Raw genomic sequence first — 20350 nt, forward strand, 5'->3', positions numbered from 1 at the left:
AAGCCAGCTCCCACAGGGTTTTGTGCAGTCCTTTAGATCCCACAGAGTTCTCGCAGCAAACCGGTATCCAGATGCCGCTCGACCAGATCCGCCAAACGCTCGATATCGCGCTCGCGCAGTGCGTGGTAATCGACTTCCTGCACATCGTGCAACCCGGCCCAGCGCAACAGCGCCGAACACGCTGCAGGGGATTCGAACAAGCCGTGCAAGTAAGTACCGAACACTTGTCCATCGAGACTTTGCGCGCCGTCGCAGCGGCCATCGTCCAGTTGCACGGCGGCGTTTTCCAGGCCTGGCCCGGTGGTCACGCCCGCGTGGATTTCATACCCGCTGACTTCAGCGTTTTCCAGCACCAATCGCCCACGTACGTTGCGCAATTGCTTCTCGGCTTCCAGCACCGTGTCGAATGCCAACAGGCCAAGGCCGACGCTGGAACCCGGCGCGCCTTCCAGGCCCAGCGGATCGTGCAGTTGCTCGCCGAGCATTTGCAGGCCGCCGCAAATCCCGAGGACCTTGCCGCCATAACGCAGGTGCCGGGCCATGGCCGTGTCCCAGCCGTTGGCGCGCAAGTACAGCAAGTCGCTGCGCACGCTTTTCGAGCCGGGCAGGATGATCAGGTCAGCGGGCGGAATCGCCTGGCCGGGGCCGATGAATTGCAGGTCGACTTGCGGATGCAAGCGCAGCGGATCGAAATCGGTGTGGTTACTGATCCGCGGCAACACCGGCACCACCACCCGAAGCACCTGCTCGGCCTTGTCGGTCTGGCGTTGATCGATGCCGTCCTCGGCCTCCAGGTGCAAATCCATGACGTAGGGCAACACGCCGATCACCGGTTTGCCGGTGCGCTGCTCCAGCCAGTCGAGGCCCGGTTGCAGCAGGGCGAGGTCGCCGCGAAAACGGTTGATGATGAAACCCTTGACCCGCGCCTGTTCGCTCGGCGACAGCAGTTCAAGGGTGCCGACCAAGTGGGCAAACACGCCGCCGCGATTGATATCGGCAATCAAAATAACCGGGCAATCCACCGCTTCGGCGAAACCCATGTTGGCGATGTCGCCGGCGCGCAGGTTGATCTCGGCTGGCGAGCCGGCGCCTTCGACCATCACCACTGGATACGCCGCGCTTAGTCGCGAGTGGGAGGCGAGCACCGCTTGCATCGCGATGGCTTTGTAATCGTGATAGGCCACGGCGTTCATGGTGGTGACGGCGCGACCATGAATGATCACTTGCGCGCCAGTGTCGCTGTTCGGTTTGAGCAGCACCGGGTTCATGTCGGTGTGCGGCGCGAGGAATGCGGCTTGTGCCTGCACAGCCTGGGCGCGTCCGATCTCGCCACCGTCGGCAGTCACGGCACTATTGAGCGCCATGTTCTGCGGTTTGAACGGCACCACTGCAATATTCTGTCGCGTGACCCAGCGGCACAGCGCGGTCACCAGCGTGCTTTTGCCAGCGTCGGACGTGGTGCCTTGCACCATCAGCGTGGTCATGCCAATTCCTTGGTCAGTGCGTCGAAAGCCTGCTCGAGCCGCAGCCAGTCGGCCTCCTCGCCGGGCAAGCCGAAACGCAGACTGCTGGTGGCCGGGAACAGCCGCAGGAGGATGCCGCGCCGGGCCATGAAGTCGTGCACATGTTCGGCGTGTTCGGTCACCACCCACTGAAACAAAGCGCAGCCGCCCTCGGGCTGGAAGCCGACACGCTCCAGTAACAGCGCCAGGCGTTGGCTCGCCGCGTCACTGCGCAACCGCTGTCGAGTCTGCCCCGCGCTATCTTGCAGGCAAACCTGTCCGAGCACTCGCGTCGGGCCGCTGACTGCCCAGGGCCCGACCTGCTCCGCCAACAACTTGAGCAGTTTGCGCTCAGCCAGGACGAAGCCGAGACGCACCCCGGCCAGGCCGAAAAACTTGCCGAACGAACGCAACACAATCAACCCGACCTGATTGGCAAACGCCGCCACGCTCAGCAACGGCGTGTTATCCATGAAGGCCTCATCCACCACCAACCAGCCGCCGCGCTGAGCCAGCCGTGCGTGCCAATCCAGCAAGCGCTCCGGCGACAACATCAGCCCGGTGGGGTTGTTCGGATTGACCACGACCAGCACGTCGAGGGAATCGACAAAGAAATCTACTTCCTGCTCCAGCACTTCGCGCACGATGTAGCCATTGCGGCGCCAGGCTTCGGCGTGCTCGGCGTAACAGGGCGACAGCACGCCAACTTTGCCGGCCCGGCGCAAACGCGGCAGCAGTTGGATGGCCATCTGCGAGCCGGCCACCGGCAGCACTTGGGCTGCACCGTAATAAGTACACGCGGCCTGCTCCAAGCCGTCGTCCGTTTCCGGCAAGCGGGCCCAGGCGCGCAGGGGAATTTCCGGCACCGGGAAGGGCCAGGGCGCGAGGCCACTGGAGAGGTCCAGCCAATCGGCTTCGGCAATCCCGTATTGCGACGCCGCTTTACGCAGCCGACCACCGTGCTCAAGCATAGAACTCAGCCCCCAGGCAAAGAATCAGCAGCCATAACCATACCCCGCGCTGGACCAATTGCCAGCCACGGTCGATGGCATCGGCGTCCGCCGGCACGCCCTCGCCCAGTTGCGGACGCACGTGCAACTCGCCGTGATAAATCGCCGCTCCGCCTAACTCGACGCCCAATGCACCCGCGCCAGCGGCCATCACCGGGCCGGCGTTGGGGCTGTCCCAGGTCGAGCCTTGCGTGCGCCAGCATTTAAACGCCAGTCGGGTTTTTCCCAATAGTGCGTAGGTCAACGCGACAAGCCGCGCCGGAATGTAGTTGAGGACGTCGTCGATTTTCGCCGCCGCCCAGCCGAAACGTTCGAAGCGTTCATTGCGATAACCCCACATCGCATCCAGGGTATTGCTCAAGCGATAGAGCACTACGCCGGGCGCGCCGGCCACCACGAACCAGAACAGCGCGGCGAACACCGCATCGCTGCCGTTCTCCAGCACCGATTCGGTGGCGGCGCGCGCCACTTCGGTCTCGTCCAGTTCACTGGTCTGGCGGCTGACCAGGTAACCGACACGCTTGCGCGCCTCTTCCAGATCACCACTGCGCAAGGCCTGGGCCACTGGCGAGACATGCTCGCCGAGACTGCGCAGGCCGAGGGCGCAATACAGCGCCAGAATCTCCACCAGCCAACCGACATAAGGCGCCCAGGACAATGCCGTGGCCAGCAGGGTCAGCGGCAACACCACGATCACCCACGCGGTGACGCCATGGCTGCGCCAGCCGCGCCCGGCGGCGTTCAGACGTTGCTCGACGCGCTCGGCAAATCGACCAAACGCAACCAGCGGATGCCAGCGTTTTGGTTCACCGAGCAGCGCATCCAGCGCCACCGCAGCGACGCTCAGCAACGCCACACTCATGCTTTGACTCCCCAATAATTCTCATACAGCAACTCGGCCAACGGGCGCTCTTGCGCCCAGCCTTCGAGCACCAGCATGGGCGCCGGATAGAACGCCTCGACCGGGCCCAGGCACAACACCGCCAGCGGCTTGGCACCCGGCGGCAATTGCAGGAGATCGGCCAGGGCCTGGGGTTCGAACAGCGACACCCAGCCCATGCCCAGGCCTTCGACGCGCGCCGCCAGCCACAGGTTCTGGATCGCGCAGGACAGCGACGCCATGTCCATTTCCGGCAAGGTGCGGCGGCCGAAAATATGCCGCTCGCGATCGTCCATCAACGCCGCCACCCATACTTCGGCGCAATCGTTGATGCCTTCGACTTTAAGCTTCATGAATTCATCGGTGCGCTCGCCGAGGGCTTCGGCGGTGCGTATCCGTTCTTCTTCCACCAGGTTGCGGATCTGCCCGCGCAGGCCACGATCGCTGATGCGGATAAAGCGCCACGGCTGCATCAGGCCGACACTTGGGGCCTGATGCGCGGCTTCGAGCAGGCGCTGCAGTATTTGCGGCGCGACCGTGCCGCCGCTGAAATGGCGCATGTCGCGGCGTTCGGCGATGGCTTTATAGACCGCCGCGCGCTCGGCTTCGGTAAATGCGTTGTCGGTCATGGCCCTATCGCTGGCAAGCCAGCTCCCACAGGGATTGAGTCAGGCGCGAACAGTGCGGCGATGGCTGAGGGGTTCGACGGGAAGTAGAAGTGCACATACGAAGCGGTCATGCGCCCATCGCGGTACACCGCTTCATTGCCGCGTCCGCCGTTGGGGCTGAGGCCGCGCGCGATTGGCTGCCACTCGGTGGTGGTCAACGAGTGATGGTAGGTGTGCCCGCGCAAGGTGCCTTCCGGCAGTTCAACCGCTTGCAGCGCCAGTGCGGCGAGGCGCTTTTGCATCACCGCATCGCCCTCCAGCAGCCCCACCAATTCGGCGCGGGTGCCTTCGACATCGGTCAGCGAATCGAGTAGGTACAGCATGCCGCCGCACTCGGCGAGCAAGGGTTTGCCGGCAGCATGGTGAGCGCGGATTGCGTCGAGCATCGCGGTGTTTTGCGACAGCGCCACATGGTGCAATTCCGGGTAGCCACCGGGCAGGTAAAGGCTGTCCGCCGGCGGCAACTCGCAGTCACGAATCGGCGAGAAGAAACTCAACTCGGCGCCCATCGCGCGCAACAGATCGAGGCTGGCGCCGTAAGTGAAGGCGAACGCTTCGTCGTGGGCCACGGCGATCCGCACCCCAGCCAGCAAAGGCTCGGCGTCGATCAATGTCGGTGCGGCGAATTCGACTGCTGGTGGCAGCGCTACCTCGCAGCTGCCGGCCAAGGCTTCGGCGGCGGCGTCGAGACGCAGGTCGAGGTCGTTCAGTTCGCTGGCCTGGACCAGGCCCAAATGGCGGCTGGGCAACTCGATGCCGGTTTCCCGCGAGAGCGCGCCGTACCAGCGCAGGCCTTCGGTGAGGCTGCCTTCAAGCAATTGCGCGTGGCGCAAGGTCCCGACCCGGTTGGCCAGCACACCGGCGAACGGCAGGTCTGGCTGGTAGCGCGCCAGGCCCAAGGCCAATGCGCCGAAGGTTTGGGCCATGGCGGTGCCGTCGATCACCGCGAGCACCGGCACGCCAAAGTGGCGCGCCAGGTCGGCACTGGACGGCGTGCCGTCGAACAGGCCCATCACGCCTTCGATCAGAATCAGGTCGGCCTCGGCGGCAGCCTCCCACAACAGACGACGGCTTTCCTGCTCGCCGACCATCCACATGTCCAATTGATAGACCGGCGCACCGCTGGCGCGCTCGAGGATCATCGGGTCGAGGAAGTCCGGGCCGCATTTGAACACGCGCACCTTGCGCCCCTGATTGCGATGCAAACGGGCCAGCGCGGCGGTGACGGTGGTTTTGCCCTGACCGGAGGCCGGCGCGGCGATCAGTACCGCCGGGCAATGACGTGGCTGAGTCAAAGTTCGACGCCTTTCTGCGCTTTGATCCCGGCCTGGAAGGCGTGCTTGATCATGCCCATTTCGGTCACGGTGTCGGCCAGTTCGATCATTTCCGGTTTGGCGCCGCGCCCCGTTACCACCACGTGCTGCATCGGCGGGCGGGCCTGCAAATCACTGAGCACCTGATCGAGATCGAGGTAGCCGTGCTTGAGGGCGATGTTCAGTTCATCCAGCACTACCAAGCCGATCGACGGGTCGCGCAGCAATTCGCGGGACACTGCCCACGCGGCTTCGGCGGCGGCGATGTCGCGCTGGCGGTCCTGGGTTTCCCAGGTGAAGCCCTCGCCCATCACATGAAAACGTACTTGTTCGGGAAATCGCCGGAAGAACAATTCTTCGCCGGTGCTGTTGCGGCCCTTGATGAACTGCACCACGCCGCACTGCATGCCGTGGCCCATGGACCGCGCGAGCATGCCGAACGCCGAGCTGCTCTTGCCTTTACCGTTGCCGCTGAGCACTAGCAGCAAACCGCATTCGTTGGGGGAATTGGCGATGCGTTCATCGATCACGGCTTTTTTGCGCAGCATGCGTGCCAGGTGGCGTTCGTCACGTTCGGGGGAATCAGTCATGGGGCAGCTCTCCGTTGAGGCGGGGTCACGGCGGGCGGGCACAGGAATAGACGGCAAAAAGCCTGGCATCGCCCACCGTGATGCCGCTGGATGGATCAGGCCGGTCTCCGGGCTCATGAGCGGCGCAGGCCGGGCTGCGCGCCTTCCCATGCCGGATTGGCACAGTGGCTGGCCCTGGTTAAAGGGCTGGCGCAGCTTTCACTCATTTACCGTTGCGGGGGCAGCACCGGGATCGTGGTTTCAGCAATAGAAGCAGCACTCACCGGTTTCCCTGTTTCACCCTGTCGACCGTGGCCACAGAGCACCTGAAACAAGCCGCGAAGGTTAGAGGGTTGGGGGTGGAGCGTCAATGAAAGCAGGACCGCCGTCGCCGTTTATCCGCCGCCGCTCAAATATCTGACGTCAATCTTGTGCGACGCTTGTCACAGTGATATCAAAGCGCCATAAATTTAACATCACACAAAGAAGGGTGAGCCCCATGCAAGGCATGATCATCAGCAATCCGAAGCTGGAATTCCTGCGCCCGGTGCTGGAGCGCTGGTTCGACTGCATCGACCGCTACAACGCTGTGCGCGGCGATAACGACTCGCCATATTGGTTTGACGAACAAGCCAACCTCGGCCTGCTGTCGGCGGCGGCCTGGATGGCAGAGATGGTCACGCTGCAACACACCAGCACCCGCAAGCAACTCGAAGAAGGCGAACGCAACGCCCGCGCCGATCTGATGATTGCCGGCGCCGAACAGCGCGCTTACCTGCAAACCACCCAGCGCTGGCCGAAGGTCAACAACCTCAACCTGACCCAAGCCTTGCAAGACATCACCAGCGACGCCAAACGCATCAGCTACGCCAGCGACCTGAAACTCGGCTGCCTGTTTGTCTCCCCGCAAAAAGCCCAGCAAAGCGCGACGCCGGAAGAATTGCAGGACATGGTCGACGACCTGCAGAAGGAGCACACCTGTGCCGTCGCCTGGTACTTCCCTTATGCATATCGCAAGTTGCGTAACGAATCGGGCAACTATCACCCCGGAATTGCGATGCTGTTCAAGGAAGCGCGCGGCTGAGGTTGAACCATCGCGGCGCCGAGTGTCTCTACCACTACACAGTGCACTCAAAGGGATGCCCGCATGTTCAAGCCTCAATTCGTTGTCGTCATTGCGCTCGCCGCCGGCCTGGTCGCCTGCGGCGAGTCCTCCACACTGCAAGTGTCGGATGGCACCGGGGCTTCGCCCAAGTTGCCGGAACCGAACAAAACCCTGATTCCCACCGTTAACATCGCCCCGGCAATCGGCTGGCCGGACGGCGGCAAACCGGTTGCGGCCCAGGGCCTGCAAGTAGGCGCCTTCGCCAAAGGCCTGGATCATCCGCGCTGGCTGTACAAGCTGCCGAACGGCGACGTATTGGTCGCTGAAACCAACGCGCCGCCGAAACCCGATGACAGCAAAGGCATTCGTGGCTGGGTCATGGAAAAAGTCATGGGCCGCGCCGGCGCCGGCGTGCCGAGCGCGAACCGCATCACCCTGCTGCGCGACAGCAACCACGACGGCGTGGCGGAAACCCGCACGGTGTTCCTGCAAAACCTCAACTCGCCGTTCGGCATGACCCTGGTCGGCAACGATCTGTACGTGGCCGACTCGGACAAATTGATCCGCTTCCCCTACAAGGACGGCGATACCTCGATCAGCGCGCCAGCGACCAAAGTTGTCGACTTGCCGGGCGGCCCGTTGAATCACCACTGGACCAAAAACGTCATCGCCAGCAAGGACGGCAGCAAGCTGTACGTGACCGTCGGTTCGAACAGCAACGTTGCGGAAAACGGCTTCGAAGCGGAAACCGGGCGTGCGGCGATCTGGGAAGTCGATCGCGCCAGTGGCCAGCACCGGATCTTCGCCTCCGGCCTGCGCAATCCCAATGGCATGAGCTGGGAACCGCAAAGCGGCGCGCTGTGGACCGCAGTCAACGAGCGCGACGAAATCGGCAGCGACCTGGTGCCGGATTACATTACCTCGGTCAAGGACGGCGGCTTCTATGGCTGGCCCTACAGCTATTACGGCCAACACGTCGACGTGCGCGTTACGCCGCAAGACCCGAACCTAGTCGCCAAGGCTATCGCCCCGGATTACGCGGTCGGCCCGCACACCGCGTCATTGGGCCTGACTTTCGCCGAAGGCAGCACGCTGCCGGCGCCGTTCACCGAGGGTGCGTTCATTGGCCAGCACGGCTCGTGGAACCGCAAACCGCACAGCGGCTACAAGGTGATATTCGTGCCTTTCGCCGCTGGCAAGCCGAACGGCCAGCCGCTGGACGTGCTGACCGGTTTCCTCAACGAGGATGAGAAAGCCATGGGTCGCCCGGTTGGCGTGATCATCGATCAGCAGGGTGATTTGCTGGTGGCGGATGATGTGGGCAACAAGATCTGGCGAGTGTCGGCCACGAAATAAAAAAACCCTGTGAGAGGCGACTCCCACAGGGTTTTTTCTATGGCGCGGACCGCTAGGGGTTATGCGCCAGGTGCTCAGGCTGCAACACGCGCTTGGCGCTGAGGTAGGCTTTCTGCCAATAAGCTTTGGACAGGCTGTCGAGCTTCACCGTGCCGCCAGTGGCGGGCGCATGGACGAAGCGCCCTTCGCCAACGTAGATGCCGGCGTGGCTGACTTGCGAGCCGCCATTGGTGGCGAAGAAAATCAGGTCGCCGGTTTGCAGGCCTTCCTTGCCGACGTTCTGGGCGCGCATGCTGATCATCTCGCGGGTCGAACGCGGCAGGCTGATGCCTGCGGCATCACGGTAAACGTAGCCGATCAGGCCGCTGCAATCGAACCCTGAGTCCGGCGTGTTGCCGCCCCAGCGATAGGGCGTGCCCACCAGGCCCAAGGCGCGGAACAGCACATCTTCAGCGGCAGGCGAGAACGATTGGGCCGGCCCGAAGACGATGGGGGCGCGAACGACTGGGGCAGGCGGCGGCGGAGTACGACTGGCACAGGCACTGAGCAGCGCTGCGAACAGGATGAGCGTGAGGCGAGCGGTAGTCGACATATGCAGAACAACCCTGATCTGGATACGGCCTTCTCTGCCGTGAGCCGGAGAAAACAAAACCGCCTGCGTCGGACGCAGGCGGTTTGCCATCAACTATAGATCAGGATTCTAGCCCTTACGGCGCAAACTTCAAGTAAGACTTTAACTTCGCCCTACAAGTGGTGCGTTTACTTGTTGCTGGCGGTGACCACCGTCGGAGCCATAGCGAGTGCGCGCTTGGCTTCGATGAAGGTTTTGCTCCAGTAACTGTCGCCCAGGCTATCGATTCGCACGCCGCCGCTTTTGCTGCTGCTGGAATGGATAAATTGATTGTCGCCCAGATAGATCCCGGCGTGACTGACGCGACCGCGACGGCCGTTGGTGGCGAAGAACAGCAGGTCGCCCGGCTCCAGCTTGCTACGGGACACCAGCGGTGCATCAACGTTGATCATTTCGCGGGTGGAGCGCGGCAGGTTCATGCCGGCTTCTTCGCGGAACAGATAACCGATGAAGCCACTGCAATCGAAACCAGCTTCAGAGGTGCCACCGAAACGGTAACGGGTACCGATCAGGGACATGCCGCGTTCGAGAATGCTATCGGCCAGAACCGGGAGCTGATAAGACTTGCCGCCGGCGAAGTCCGCGAGTTCTTTTTCGGTGGACTTCTCTTCGAGGAAAAGAGCGTCCTGGTAACGGACCGAAGATTGGGCAGTAACGGAATTTTTCACCTGCGGGTTTTGCACGTGCTCGGACACTGGAGAGTGAGCGGCGCAACCAAACAACAGGGTAACCAGTGCGAGAGGCACGAGGGGTGCGAAGCGATTTAGCATGGGCACGACCGTGGCTGAAGTTGTAAAGAAGCCGAGACTATGCCCGCTATCGACTTCATTTGCAAATTCAATCGAACTTTATGTGACTTGTTGGTTTCTCGTTAACATCTAAGCGCTTAGCCTCGATTTCACTGGGCGAAACCGCTGTAGCCCTTGTGGCTCGCGGGTTTTCTGGCGCCTGAAATCCGACAAAAGGTGGCTGTAAGCCACTATTTTTTCGCTTTACCAGCCGAGGGTTTCTTTCAGGAAGGGGATGGTCAGCTTGCGCTGAGCCTGGAGCGAGGCCTGGTCGAGACGCTCAAGCAATTCGAACAACGCGCTCATGCTGCGGGTACCGCGGGTCAAGATAAAGTGCCCGACCTCATCGGTCAAATGCAGACCGCGACGCGACGCGCGCAGTTGCAGCGCACGCAATTTGTCTTCATCGGACAAGGGACGCATCTGGAAGATCAGGGCCAGGGTCAGGCGCGACTTGAGGTCCGCCAGCTTCACCGGCAACTCCCGAGGCGAGGTGGATGCGGCGATCAGCAGGCGCCGACCGCTGTCACGCAGGCGATTGAACAAGTGGAACAGTGCCTCCTCCCAATCCGCCCGACCGGCGACCGCTTGCAAGTCGTCGAGGCAGACCAGTTCGTACTGTTCGAGGTTGTCGAGGATTTCGATGCCACGGTCCAGCAGCTCCGCGAGCGGCAGATACACCGCCGGCTCACCCAATTGCTCGAAGCGCAGGCACGCCGCCTGCAGCAAATGCGTGCGCCCTACCCCGTCCTTGCCCCACAGGTAGATCAGACTTTCCGTCCAGCCGGCGTCGGCTTCGCAAAGCCGCTCGACATAGCCGAGTGCAGCGGCATTGGCGCCTGGGTAGTAATTGATAAAGGTAGCGTCATCACGCAGACGCACACCTAGGGGCAGCTGAATCGGTTTCATGCTGACTGAACGGTTCCGAAGGAACCATTAGTGGCCTCTGTGTAAAGTTTGCGAAGTTTATACCCGTGAGCCGGACCGCACAATGCGCCGGTCCACAAGCAAAATCAAAGGTTTGCGTGGGTGCCCTGGATTGGCGTCAGTTTCTATGGCGCCGCTTGTGACAGGCGCAGGTGCACAAAGGGCGAGTCCGACAATCCATCGGCTCGCCCTTTTTCATGCGCCTCGGACCGCTACAAATCAGGGTCCTCGACACCGCTGTACATGTCCGAATCCTTATACAAATCACGTACGTGACGCACCAGCACCATGATCACCGCCGCCACCGGCAACGCCAGCAGAATGCCGGTAAACCCGAACAGCTCGCCGCCGGCCAGGATCGCGAAAATCACCGCCACCGGGTGCAGGCCGATCCGGTCGCCGACCAGCAATGGCGTCAGCACCATGCCTTCGAGTGCCTGACCGACCATGAACACCGCGACGATCCCGATCATCGGGTACAGGTCGCCACCGAACTGGAACAACCCGGCGATCAGCGCGGCGCCAATGCCGATGACGAAGCCCATATACGGCACGATGGCGGCTAGCCCGGCGATCATGCCGATCAACAGGCCCAACTCCAGGCCGAGCAGCATCAACCCGGCGGCGTAAATCACACCCAACGCGACCATCACCAGCAATTGCCCGCGAACGAAGGCGCCCAGCACTTCATGACATTCACCCGCCAGGGACACCACGCGCTCCTCGCGATCACGGGGCAGCAGATTGCGGATCTTGGCCATCATCAGGTCCCAGTCCCGCAGCAGGTAGAAGCTCACCACCGGGATCAGCACCAGATTGGCGATCCAGCCGATCAGCGCCAAGCCCGAGGCCGTGGCTTGGCTCAGGACCACGCCGACGATGTCGGTGGTCTGGCCCATGTGCTCGCTGATGGCAGCTTTGACCTTGTCGAACTTCCAGAACCCGTCCGCCAACCCCAGCTTCGACTGCGCCCACGGCATCGCCGTGTGCTGCAACCAGTCGAGCATTTGCGGCGCCAGCTCATATAGCCGCACTAACTGCTTGGCCAGCATCGGCACCAATACCAGCAGCAACACCGTGACGATCAAGGTGAACAGCGCGAACACCGCGATCACGCCCCAGGTTCGCGACAACCCGAGCTTTTCCAGACGGTCGACCAGCGGATCGAACAGATAGGCCAGCAACAGCGCCACCAGGAATGGCGTGAGGATCGGATGCAGCAAATAAATGAACGCGCAAAGCAGGACCAACCCACCAAGCCAGAACCAACGCCGCGTATCGGCCATGTACCACTCCCTGCTGTTATTAATAGAAAGCTATATAGAAAGACTTACCAGCGAAACCGCAGTTGCGGCACTGGCGGTGCGACGGGCGCCACGGCCGGAGCGGAACCGTCAGCCACTGGCTGGACCGGCGCCGGCTCGGGCAACGCTTCGCCCGCTGGCACTTCCTGCAAATGCCCGAGGGCCAACTGCGCCTTCAATTGTTCGAGGCTGCCGTTGACCCGATAAACGATGCTGTCGCCGTCGACCCGCTGCAGACGCGCGGCAAACGGTTCGAGCAGACGACCCAGGGCCGCGTAACGCTCCAGATTCATGCCCTGCACTTGCAGCAGTTGTTCGGACGCCACACCGGCCTTGGTCACGAAGCGCGGCGCCAGGCGTTCGGTGATCGCCAGCATCACACCGTCCGCCAGGGCCGCCGGGTCAGCGCCCTGCACACTGCCGGCCTCTTTTTGCGTGCCCAGCCACAATTGCCACTTGGCCTGCCATTGCCCGCCTTCTTCACGGGCATGCACCGCCAGCAAGGCGTCGGCGTTGTAGCGCTCGGAGGCACCGCGCAACGGCGCCGGGTCACTGCTTTCGAGATTCGGCGCGGTAGCGACAATCTGCTCATTAAGATCAGCCAGCGGCAAACGCAACGGCAAGCCACGGTGTTGCGCGGCACGCCGCAACGGTGCGGCGGAGGCCTGGCCATCACCCACCAGGCTCGAGCCTTCGGTGGATTCGTTCAACCACCAGCCAAGAATCGACGGCCGATTGCTGCCCCACAGCGACAAACCGGCCTGGCGCAACACGCGGTCGGTGGTCGCCGGATCGAAATCGACATTGAGGGTTTCCGGCGGGCCGGCGTCGTAGCCGTACTGGCTGATGATTTGCTGCGGATCCTTGCGCAGCGCCGCCAGGCCAGGATGCTGCGGTGCCTTCGGGTCGCCAGTCAGGCGTAGCACCAACGTGTCGAGGGCACGCTGAGTGGCTTCATCCCGTTCCGCTGGCGCCTGGCTGGTGACCGGCTGCCGCACTTGATAGAGGCCTTTGAGGGATTCGGCATGACTCGCCAGGCTGACCAGGGATAAACAGCCCACAAACAAGAATGTACACAGACGCATGGAGGATTCCTGACGGCAAAGCGGCTGGACCGACCGCGTGAAGACACTTGAGCATGCTGTGACCACAGGCCCGGGCAATTCATTCACAGGGCCAGTGGAAGTTTTCGCGCTGCCTTAACCATAGCCGGTTAACGGCCTTGGCTGATACAGGCAGACTACTGCCAGTCACCGCCGCGCGCTGTCCTCGATCCGTGTTTTTTTGCAGGATATGGCCCTGCCCGTCGGCCCGAGGATGGCCGCTGCCCCTCAAGCCTGATAAAATCGCGCGCCTTCGCAGACCGGCAACAGCCGGGCGCCCTGAAAATCGCGTACGGCCACCGCCCACGTCTGTTTCAGCGGCCCCGTTGAATTCGGTCGTTACCCCTGAATCCCCCCTAAAGGCCTGGATCATGAGCAAGCAACCCTCCCTGAGCTACAAGGACGCCGGTGTAGACATCGACGCCGGTGAAGCATTGGTCGAACGCATCAAGAGCGTCGCCAAGCGCACTGCGCGCCCGGAAGTCATGGGCGGCCTGGGCGGTTTCGGCGCCCTCTGCGAAATCCCGGCCGGCTACAAACAGCCAGTGCTGGTCTCCGGCACCGACGGCGTGGGCACCAAGCTGCGCCTGGCCTTGAACCTGAACAAGCATGACAGCATCGGCATCGACCTGGTGGCCATGTGCGTCAACGACCTGGTGGTGTGCGGCGCCGAGCCGCTGTTCTTCCTGGACTACTACGCCACCGGCAAGCTCAACGTTGAAACCGCGACCCAAGTGGTCACTGGCATCGGCGCTGGCTGCGAACTGTCCGGTTGCTCCCTGGTCGGCGGCGAAACCGCTGAAATGCCGGGCATGTACGAAGGCGAAGACTACGACCTGGCCGGCTTCTGCGTCGGCGTCGTGGAAAAATCGGAAATCATCGACGGTTCCAAAGTCGCGGCTGGCGATGCCCTGCTCGCCCTGCCATCGTCCGGTCCGCACTCCAACGGCTACTCGCTGATCCGCAAGATCATCGAAGTGTCCGGTGCCGACATTGAGAACATCCAGCTCGACGGCAAGCCATTGACCGACCTGCTGATGGCGCCGACCCGCATCTACGTCAAGCCGTTGCTCAAGCTGATCAAGGACACCGGCGCGGTCAAGGCCATGGCCCACATCACCGGCGGCGGCCTGCTGGACAACATCCCGCGCGTGTTGCCTAAAGGCGCGCAAGCCGTGGTCGACGTAGCAAGCTGGACCCGCCCGGCGGTGTTCGACTGGCTGCAGGAAAAAGGCAACGTCGACGAAAACGAAATGCACCGCGTGCTGAACTGCGGCGTTGGCATGGTCATCTGCGTGGCGCAAGAGCACGTTGAGACCGCGCTGAACGTACTGCGCGAAGCCGGCGAGCAGCCTTGGGTGATCGGCCAGATCGCCACCGCCGCTGAAGGCGCTGCCCAGGTTGAGCTGAAGAACCTTAAGGCACATTGATGTCTGCTACCTGTAATGTCGTGGTGCTGTTGTCCGGCACCGGCAGCAATTTGCAGGCCCTGATCGACAGCGTGAGCACCGGCGATAGCCCGGTGCGCATCGCTGCGGTGATTTCCAACCGCGCTGACGCCTACGGCTTGCAGCGCGCCCGGGACGCGGGTATCGCCACGCGCTCCCTCGATCACCAGGCATACGATGGCCGCGAAGCCTTCGACGCCGCGCTGGTCGAACTGATCGATGCCTTCGATCCGCAACTGGTGGTCCTGGCCGGTTTCATGCGCATCCTCAGCGCTGACTTCGTGCGCCACTACCAGGGCCGACTGCTGAATATCCACCCGTCGCTGCTGCCAAAATACAAAGGGTTACACACTCATCAACGCGCGCTGGAGGCCGGGGACGCCGAGCACGGCTGCTCTGTGCACTTTGTCACCGAGGAACTCGATGGCGGACCTCTGGTCGTACAGGCAGTAATACCGGTAGAGTTGCACGACACGCCGCACAGTCTGGCGCAGCGGGTCCATGCCCAGGAACACCGGATCTACCCGATGGCCGTACAGTGGTTCGCCGAAGGTCGGCTGACACTCAATGACCAGGGTGCTTTACTGGACGGGCAGTTACTCGCGGCCAGCGGCCACTTGATTCGTATCTAGGAGATTTTATGCGTCGCGCCCTGCTCTTCGCTTGCGCTCTGTTGGCCCTGCCTCTGGCACAGGCTGCAGACCTTCAACCGTTCTCCGCCAGCTACACCGCCGACTGGAAACAGCTGCCCATGAGCGGCACCGCCGAGCGCAGTTTGACCAAGGAAGCCAATGGTGTCTGGAAGCTGAGCTTCAAGGCCTCGATGATGATCGCCAGCCTGTCTGAAGAAAGCACCCTGACCGTCGACAAAGAGACCTTGCTCCCGCAGTCCTATCACTTCGAGCGTGGCGGTCTGGGTAAAGCCAAGAAAGCCGACCTGGATTTCGACTGGAACAGCAAATTCGTCACCGGCACTGATCGCGGCGACGCGGTGAAGATCCCGCTGAACCGTGGCATGGTCGACAAATCCACCTACCAACTGGCGCTGCAACATGACGTGGCCGCCGGCAAGAAAAGCATGAGCTATCAGGTAGTCGATGATGGCGAAGTCGATACCTACGACTTCCGCGTGCTGGGTTCGGAAAAAGTCGACACCAAGGCTGGCCAGATTGACGCGATCAAGGTCGAGCGCGTGCGCGACCCGACCCAAAGCAAGCGCATCACCGTGCTGTGGTTCGCCAAGGATTGGGACTACTTGCTGGTTCGCCTTCAGCAAATGGAAACCGACGGCAAGGAGTACAACATCATGCTCCAGGACGGTACGGTCAACGGCAAGGCTGTGAAAGGCAGCTAAGTCGCTTTGATCATGAAGAGCCTCGCTGACTGCGGGGCTTTTTTATGGCTGTTGGCAGGTGGCGTGAGTGACATCGATTTCGCGAGCAGGCTCGCTCCCACGGGAAATGTATTTCATGGTAGGAGCGAGCCTGCTCGCGAAGAGGCCTCAACCGCCCCGCAAATGCCCGCCCAATATGAAACCTTTGTCATGCAACTTCAGCCCCTGCGGCCGAATGCCGCGGTTTACAAGGGCTGCAGCATTTTGTCCAAATCGGTAAAAATCCGTTTCCAAATTCAGCGATTTACCTAGCCAGCTAACTAACTCTATAACAGAGTCCTGCACACGCCCGCAGCATCTAACCTACGTGTGCAGATCAACTGAACAGTGGAGTTAGCCAATGACTGTAAAAGTGACTGAACGCGACGATTCGCACAAATCCCACGAAGTGGTAGCCGCCGGCATTCGCATCTGGGATGTGCATCAGCAAGACCTGTTAGTGGGCATGTTTCATTCTGAAACCGATGCTCACAACTACAAGGCGGAACTGGAAACCCTGGAACAGAAAAGGCAATCCTGAAGGAACACATGCGTAACCACAGACTTGTAAAAACAAACCCCGCACTTGGCGGGGTTTGTCGTTTTCAGCGCCTCACCACATCAGATCATCAGGGATCTGGTAAGCGGCGTACGGATCGTCCTCAGCGCTGACTTCTTCGGTCTGCACGTTGAGCTGGACGATGCGCTGCGGGTCGCGTTCCTGGATCTTCAGCGCCGCCTCACGGGGAATCACTTCGTAGCCGCCGGCGTGATGGACGATCGCCAGCGAGCCACTGCTGAGCTTGTTACGCATCAACGTATTGACCGACAGGCGCTTGACCTTCTTGTCGTCGACGAAGTTGTAGTAATCCTCGGTGGTCAATTTCGGCAAGCGCGACACTTCGATCAACTGCTTGATCTGCGCCGCACGGGCTTTGGCCTCGGCTTTCTCTTGCTGCTGGCGATTCAGCTCCTGGTCGCGCTTGATCTTCTCGGCCTTGGCTTCCTGGGCCGCACGCTGCTGTGAATCATCCAGTTCGATCTGGCCTTTATGCGCCAGGCGCTGCTGCTTCTGCTTGTCTTTGCCGACCTGTTTGGCCTGCTTCTGGTTGACCAGCCCTGCTTTGAGTAACTGGTCGCGAAGGGAAATGCTCATGGTGCTTTCTCACTTGGGCAACGGCTCAGCCGCAGCTGGGCAAATTCTTTTCCTGGCGTTTGGCTTCGCCCCACAAGGCGTCCAACTCTTCGAGGGTGCAATCTTCCATGGGACGGCGGGTGTCGCGCAATGCCTGTTCGATAAAACGGAAGCGTCGTTCAAATTTAACGTTGGCGCCGCGCAGCGCGGTTTCCGAATCGACCTTCAGATGCCGCGCCAGGTTAACCACGGAAAACAGCAGGTCGCCAATCTCGGCAGCCACCGCCTCCGGGTCGTTTTCAGCCATGGCTTCGAGCACTTCGTCGAGTTCTTCGCGGACCTTGTCCAGCACCGGCAACGCATCCGGCCAGTCGAAGCCGACCTGCGCGGCGCGCTTCTGCAGTTTCGCCGAGCGCGACAGGGCCGGCAGTGCGGCGGGCACATCATCGAGCAGCGACAACTGCTCCGGCGCCGCCGACTGTTCAGCGCGCTCCTCGGCCTTGATGGCTTCCCAGCGCTGCTTGACCTGTTCTTCACTCAGCCGCGGCACATCCAGCGGCGCATACAGGTCGCCAGTGGGGAACACATGCGGATGCCGGCGAATCAGTTTGCGGGTGATGCCGTCGACCACGCCGGCAAACTCGAACCGCCCTTCCTCCCGCGCCAACTGGCTGTAATACACCACCTGAAACAACAGATCGCCCAACTCGCCCTGCAAGTGCGCGAAATCACCGCGCTCGATGGCATCGGCGACTTCATAGGCTTCTTCCAGGGTATGCGGGACGATGCTGGCGTAGGTTTGCTTGATGTCCCACGGGCAACCAAACTGCGGATCGCGCAGGCGGTTCATCAGGTGCAACAGGTCTTCAAGTGAATACATTGACAGGACTCTGCAAGAAGCACATTAAATCGGCGGCCATCATCCAGGCGTACGATTACGCCGCGTCTCGATGATGTTCGGCAACTGCGAAATCCGCCCCAGCAACCGCCCCAGCGCATCCAGCCCCGGGATCTCGATGGTCAGGGACATCAGCGCGGTGTTGTCTTCCTTGTTCGAACGGGTGTTGACCGCCAGCACGTTGATCCGCTCGTTGAGCAGCACCTGCGACACGTCGCGCAGCAACCCGGAACGGTCGTAGGCGCGGATGATGATGTCCACCGGGTAGGTCAGCACCGGCACCGGGCCCCAACTGACCTGGATAATCCGTTCCGGCTCGCGCCCGCCCAGTTGCAGCACCGAAGCGCAGTCCTGGCGGTGAATGCTCACTCCGCGCCCCTGGGTGATGTAGCCGACGATCGCGTCACCTGGCAACGGCTGGCAGCAACCGGCCATCTGCGTCATCAGGTTGCCGACGCCCTGGATTTGAATGTCGCCACGCTTGCCCGGTTTGTAACCGGTCGCCTTGCGCGGGATCAGTTCCAGTTGTTCGTTGCCGCGCTCCGGCTCCACCAGCTGCTGCGCCAGATTGACCAGTTGCGCCAGGCGCAAGTCGCCGGCACCGAGGGCGGCGAACATGTCCTCGGCGGTTTTCATGTTGGCTTTTTCGGCGAGCTTCTCGAAATCCACCGCTGGCAGGCCGAGGCGAATCAGCTCGCGTTCCAGCAAGGTTTTACCGGCCGCGACGTTCTGGTCACGGGCCTGCAATTTGAACCAATGGACAATCTTCGCCCGCGCCCGCGAAGTGGTCACGTAGCCCAGGTTCGAGTTCAGCCAGTCGCGGCTCGGCGTGCCGTGCTTGCTGGTGATGATCTCGACCTGCTCACCGGTCTGCAGGCTGTAGTTGAGCGGCACGATCCGCCCGTTGATCTTCGCGCCTCGGCAGTTATGGCCGATCTCAGTGTGCACGCGGTAGGCAAAGTCCAGCGGCGTCGCCCCTTTCGGCAAGTCGATGGCGTGGCCGTCGGGGGTGAAGATGTAGACACGGTCCGGTTCGATATCGACCCGCAATTGTTCCGCCAGGCCACCGATATCTCCCAGCTCTTCGTGCCATTCCAGCACTTGCCGCAGCCAGGAGATTTTCTCTTCGTAATGATTGGAGCCGGATTTGACGTCAGTGCCTTTATAGCGCCAGTGCGCGCACACCCCGAGCTCGGCTTCCTCGTGCATGGAATGGGTGCGGATCTGCACTTCCAGCACTTTGCCTTCAGGCCCAATCACCGCAGTGTGCAGCGAGCGGTAGCCGTTCTCTTTCGGATTGGCGATGTAGTCGTCGAACTCTTTCGGAATGTGCCGCCACAAGGTGTGGACGATGCCCAGCGCGGTGTAGCAGTCGCGCATTTCCGGTACCAGCACCCGCACCGCGCGCACGTCGTAGATCTGGCTGAACTCCAGACCCTTGCGCTGCATTTTGCGCCAGATCGAATAGATGTGTTTGGCCCGGCCGCTGATGTCCGCGTCGACCCCGGTGGCGGTCAGTTCATTCTTGAGCTGGCTCATCACGTCGGCGATAAAGCGCTCGCGATCCAGCCGCCGCTCGTGGAGCAACTTGGCGATCTGTTTGTACTGATCGGGCTCAAGGTAACGGAAGGATAAGTCCTCCAGTTCCCACTTGATGTGGCCGATGCCCAGGCGATGCGCGAGTGGCGCGTAGATGTCGAAAACTTCCCGAGCGACGCGGTTGCGCTTCTCGTCGTCGGCGGTTTTAACCGCACGGATCGCACAAGTGCGTTCGGCCAGTTTGATCAGCGCGACGCGCACGTCGTCGACCATGGCCACCAGCATTTTGCGCAGATTCTCGACCTGGCCCTGGGTGCCCAGCACCATCGACTGACGCGGGCTGAGGCTGGCACTGATCGCCGCCATGCGCAGCACGCCGTCGATCAATTTGGCCACCACCGGGCCGAAGCGCTGGCTGACCGCCGGCAACTGGATCTGCCCTTCGCGCACGCCGCGGTACAGCACCGCCGCCACCAGCGAATCCTGATCGAGTTTCAGGTCGGCGAGGATCTCGGCGATCTCAAGCCCGGTGCGAAAGCTGGAGTTGCCTTCGGACCATAAATTCTTTGCCGCATTGGCTTGCTGCTCCGCCGCTCGCGCGAATTCGCAAGCCTCCTTCAAGGCTTCGCGGTCCAGCGCCAGGTCGACGCTCACCGCATGATCGAGCCATGCCTCGAGGTTGATGCTGCCGTCAGTGTTGATCGGCTGGTGCGCTCTCACCTGTACCATCTTGCTTTACCTTCCCTACGACGCAGATTCAATGCGTCAAATCGCTGACCTTCGATGCCCACAAACGCCGCGC

The 20350-nt window shown here is 61.8% G+C and carries 20 protein-coding genes and 1 riboswitch; of the genes, 6 read left to right on the forward strand and 14 right to left on the reverse strand.

Annotation, left to right across the window (positions count from 1 at the left end; genetic code table 11):
* Positions 1-32 precede the first annotated feature (32 nt).
* From RG836_RS12810 to cobO, 6 genes are read right to left on the reverse strand one after another with little or no spacing between them, the layout of a single operon-like run.
* Positions 33-1484: a cobyric acid synthase gene (locus RG836_RS12810; protein WP_310845879.1), complete on the reverse strand. Its 1452-nt coding sequence runs from the start codon at positions 1482-1484 to the stop codon at positions 33-35.
* Positions 1481-2473, reverse strand: coding sequence for a threonine-phosphate decarboxylase CobD (gene cobD / locus RG836_RS12815; RefSeq protein ID WP_310845880.1), 993 nt, complete (start codon positions 2471-2473; stop codon positions 1481-1483). Before cobD ends, RG836_RS12810 begins: the two co-directional genes overlap by 4 nt.
* A complete protein-coding gene (cbiB, locus tag RG836_RS12820; protein ID WP_310845881.1) occupies positions 2466-3374 on the reverse strand; it encodes an adenosylcobinamide-phosphate synthase CbiB in 909 nt (302 codons plus the stop codon). Before cbiB ends, cobD begins: the two co-directional genes overlap by 8 nt.
* The gene (gene bluB, locus RG836_RS12825) at positions 3371-4021 is read right to left on the reverse strand and encodes a 5,6-dimethylbenzimidazole synthase (protein WP_310845883.1); all 651 of its coding nucleotides are present in this window, start codon (positions 4019-4021) and stop codon (positions 3371-3373) included. Before bluB ends, cbiB begins: the two co-directional genes overlap by 4 nt.
* A complete protein-coding gene (locus RG836_RS12830; RefSeq protein ID WP_310845885.1) occupies positions 4018-5355 on the reverse strand; it encodes a cobyrinate a,c-diamide synthase in 1338 nt (445 codons plus the stop codon). Before RG836_RS12830 ends, bluB begins: the two co-directional genes overlap by 4 nt.
* Complete coding sequence (gene cobO, locus RG836_RS12835; protein WP_310845887.1) at positions 5352-5963, reverse strand: cob(I)yrinic acid a,c-diamide adenosyltransferase; 612 nt, start codon at positions 5961-5963, stop codon at positions 5352-5354. The genes RG836_RS12830 and cobO overlap by 4 nt, the downstream gene beginning before the upstream one ends.
* A gap of 81 nt (positions 5964-6044) precedes the next feature.
* Positions 6045-6287: riboswitch (cobalamin riboswitch) on the reverse strand.
* 154 nt (positions 6288-6441) lie between these two features.
* Between cobO and RG836_RS12840 the strand changes: the two genes are divergently transcribed.
* Both RG836_RS12840 and RG836_RS12845 read left to right on the forward strand, forming a co-directional pair.
* Positions 6442-7026, forward strand: coding sequence for a hypothetical protein (locus RG836_RS12840; RefSeq protein WP_310845889.1), 585 nt, complete (start codon positions 6442-6444; stop codon positions 7024-7026).
* 63 nt (positions 7027-7089) lie between these two features.
* Entirely contained in the window at positions 7090-8403 is a 1314-nt protein-coding gene (locus tag RG836_RS12845) for a PQQ-dependent sugar dehydrogenase (RefSeq protein ID WP_310845891.1), read from the forward strand.
* 52 nt (positions 8404-8455) lie between these two features.
* Here the strand turns inward: RG836_RS12845 and RG836_RS12850 are convergent, their stop codons facing one another.
* The 5 genes from RG836_RS12850 to RG836_RS12870 form a co-directional block, all read right to left on the reverse strand.
* Positions 8456-8995 (reverse strand): C40 family peptidase, encoded by a 540-nt coding sequence (locus tag RG836_RS12850; RefSeq protein ID WP_310845893.1) that lies wholly within the window; start codon positions 8993-8995, stop codon positions 8456-8458.
* A 167-nt stretch (positions 8996-9162) separates the two neighbouring features.
* Positions 9163-9804 carry a C40 family peptidase gene (locus RG836_RS12855; RefSeq protein WP_310845894.1) on the reverse strand — a complete coding sequence of 214 codons (642 nt, stop codon included), beginning with the start codon at positions 9802-9804 and terminating at the stop codon, positions 9163-9165.
* 222 nt (positions 9805-10026) lie between these two features.
* Positions 10027-10731, reverse strand: a complete 705-nt coding sequence (gene hda, locus RG836_RS12860; protein WP_008033543.1) for a DnaA regulatory inactivator Hda — start codon at positions 10729-10731, stop codon at positions 10027-10029.
* A 230-nt stretch (positions 10732-10961) separates the two neighbouring features.
* Positions 10962-12035, reverse strand: coding sequence for an AI-2E family transporter (locus RG836_RS12865; protein ID WP_310845896.1), 1074 nt, complete (start codon positions 12033-12035; stop codon positions 10962-10964).
* 44 nt (positions 12036-12079) lie between these two features.
* Positions 12080-13138, reverse strand: a complete 1059-nt coding sequence (locus RG836_RS12870) for a DUF2066 domain-containing protein (RefSeq protein ID WP_310845897.1) — start codon at positions 13136-13138, stop codon at positions 12080-12082.
* A gap of 389 nt (positions 13139-13527) precedes the next feature.
* Here RG836_RS12870 and purM point away from each other — a divergent pair, with 389 nt between their 5' ends.
* From purM to RG836_RS12890, 4 genes are all read left to right on the forward strand, one after another.
* Positions 13528-14586: a phosphoribosylformylglycinamidine cyclo-ligase gene (gene purM, locus RG836_RS12875; RefSeq protein ID WP_010456810.1), complete on the forward strand. Its 1059-nt coding sequence runs from the start codon at positions 13528-13530 to the stop codon at positions 14584-14586.
* The gene (gene purN / locus RG836_RS12880; protein WP_310845898.1) at positions 14586-15236 is read left to right on the forward strand and encodes a phosphoribosylglycinamide formyltransferase; all 651 of its coding nucleotides are present in this window, start codon (positions 14586-14588) and stop codon (positions 15234-15236) included. The genes purM and purN overlap by 1 nt, the downstream gene beginning before the upstream one ends.
* An 8-nt stretch (positions 15237-15244) precedes the next feature.
* Positions 15245-15958 carry a DUF3108 domain-containing protein gene (locus tag RG836_RS12885; RefSeq protein ID WP_310845900.1) on the forward strand — a complete coding sequence of 238 codons (714 nt, stop codon included), beginning with the start codon at positions 15245-15247 and terminating at the stop codon, positions 15956-15958.
* A gap of 379 nt (positions 15959-16337) precedes the next feature.
* A complete protein-coding gene (locus RG836_RS12890; RefSeq protein ID WP_310845902.1) occupies positions 16338-16517 on the forward strand; it encodes a hypothetical protein in 180 nt (59 codons plus the stop codon).
* Between the two features lie 72 nt (positions 16518-16589).
* Here RG836_RS12890 and RG836_RS12895 read toward each other — a convergent pair whose 3' ends face one another.
* Genes RG836_RS12895 through relA form a run of 3 tightly spaced genes read right to left on the reverse strand, consistent with a single transcriptional unit; the run spans position 16590 to position 20277 of the window.
* Positions 16590-17132: a DUF2058 domain-containing protein gene (locus RG836_RS12895; RefSeq protein WP_310845904.1), complete on the reverse strand. Its 543-nt coding sequence runs from the start codon at positions 17130-17132 to the stop codon at positions 16590-16592.
* 25 nt (positions 17133-17157) lie between these two features.
* Positions 17158-17991 (reverse strand): nucleoside triphosphate pyrophosphohydrolase, encoded by an 834-nt coding sequence (gene mazG / locus RG836_RS12900; protein WP_310845905.1) that lies wholly within the window; start codon positions 17989-17991, stop codon positions 17158-17160.
* Positions 17992-18030: 39 nt separating this feature from the next.
* Positions 18031-20277 carry a GTP diphosphokinase gene (relA, locus tag RG836_RS12905; RefSeq protein WP_310845907.1) on the reverse strand — a complete coding sequence of 749 codons (2247 nt, stop codon included), beginning with the start codon at positions 20275-20277 and terminating at the stop codon, positions 18031-18033.
* Positions 20278-20350: the final 73 nt, after the last annotated feature.

Source organism: Pseudomonas rhizozeae (assembly GCF_031583775.1).
Classification (GTDB): domain Bacteria; phylum Pseudomonadota; class Gammaproteobacteria; order Pseudomonadales; family Pseudomonadaceae; genus Aquipseudomonas.

Coding starts and splice junctions, on each gene's coding strand:
- RG836_RS12810 (WP_310845879.1), bottom strand. CDS start 1,484: ATGACCACGCTGATGGTGCAAGGCACCACGTCCGACGCTGGCAAAAGC.
- cobO (WP_310845887.1), bottom strand. CDS start 5,963: ATGACTGATTCCCCCGAACGTGACGAACGCCACCTGGCACGCATGCTG.
- RG836_RS12885 (WP_310845900.1), top strand. CDS start 15,245: ATGCGTCGCGCCCTGCTCTTCGCTTGCGCTCTGTTGGCCCTGCCTCTG.
- mazG (WP_310845905.1), bottom strand. CDS start 17,991: ATGTATTCACTTGAAGACCTGTTGCACCTGATGAACCGCCTGCGCGAT.
- RG836_RS12840 (WP_310845889.1), top strand. CDS start 6,442: ATGCAAGGCATGATCATCAGCAATCCGAAGCTGGAATTCCTGCGCCCG.
- relA (WP_310845907.1), bottom strand. CDS start 20,277: ATGGTACAGGTGAGAGCGCACCAGCCGATCAACACTGACGGCAGCATC.
- RG836_RS12870 (WP_310845897.1), bottom strand. CDS start 13,138: ATGCGTCTGTGTACATTCTTGTTTGTGGGCTGTTTATCCCTGGTCAGC.
- RG836_RS12890 (WP_310845902.1), top strand. CDS start 16,338: ATGACTGTAAAAGTGACTGAACGCGACGATTCGCACAAATCCCACGAA.
- RG836_RS12865 (WP_310845896.1), bottom strand. CDS start 12,035: ATGGCCGATACGCGGCGTTGGTTCTGGCTTGGTGGGTTGGTCCTGCTT.
- purM (WP_010456810.1), top strand. CDS start 13,528: ATGAGCAAGCAACCCTCCCTGAGCTACAAGGACGCCGGTGTAGACATC.
- hda (WP_008033543.1), bottom strand. CDS start 10,731: ATGAAACCGATTCAGCTGCCCCTAGGTGTGCGTCTGCGTGATGACGCT.
- RG836_RS12855 (WP_310845894.1), bottom strand. CDS start 9,804: ATGCTAAATCGCTTCGCACCCCTCGTGCCTCTCGCACTGGTTACCCTG.
- bluB (WP_310845883.1), bottom strand. CDS start 4,021: ATGACCGACAACGCATTTACCGAAGCCGAGCGCGCGGCGGTCTATAAA.
- cobD (WP_310845880.1), bottom strand. CDS start 2,473: ATGCTTGAGCACGGTGGTCGGCTGCGTAAAGCGGCGTCGCAATACGGG.
- cbiB (WP_310845881.1), bottom strand. CDS start 3,374: ATGAGTGTGGCGTTGCTGAGCGTCGCTGCGGTGGCGCTGGATGCGCTG.
- RG836_RS12850 (WP_310845893.1), bottom strand. CDS start 8,995: ATGTCGACTACCGCTCGCCTCACGCTCATCCTGTTCGCAGCGCTGCTC.
- RG836_RS12845 (WP_310845891.1), top strand. CDS start 7,090: ATGTTCAAGCCTCAATTCGTTGTCGTCATTGCGCTCGCCGCCGGCCTG.
- purN (WP_310845898.1), top strand. CDS start 14,586: ATGTCTGCTACCTGTAATGTCGTGGTGCTGTTGTCCGGCACCGGCAGC.
- RG836_RS12895 (WP_310845904.1), bottom strand. CDS start 17,132: ATGAGCATTTCCCTTCGCGACCAGTTACTCAAAGCAGGGCTGGTCAAC.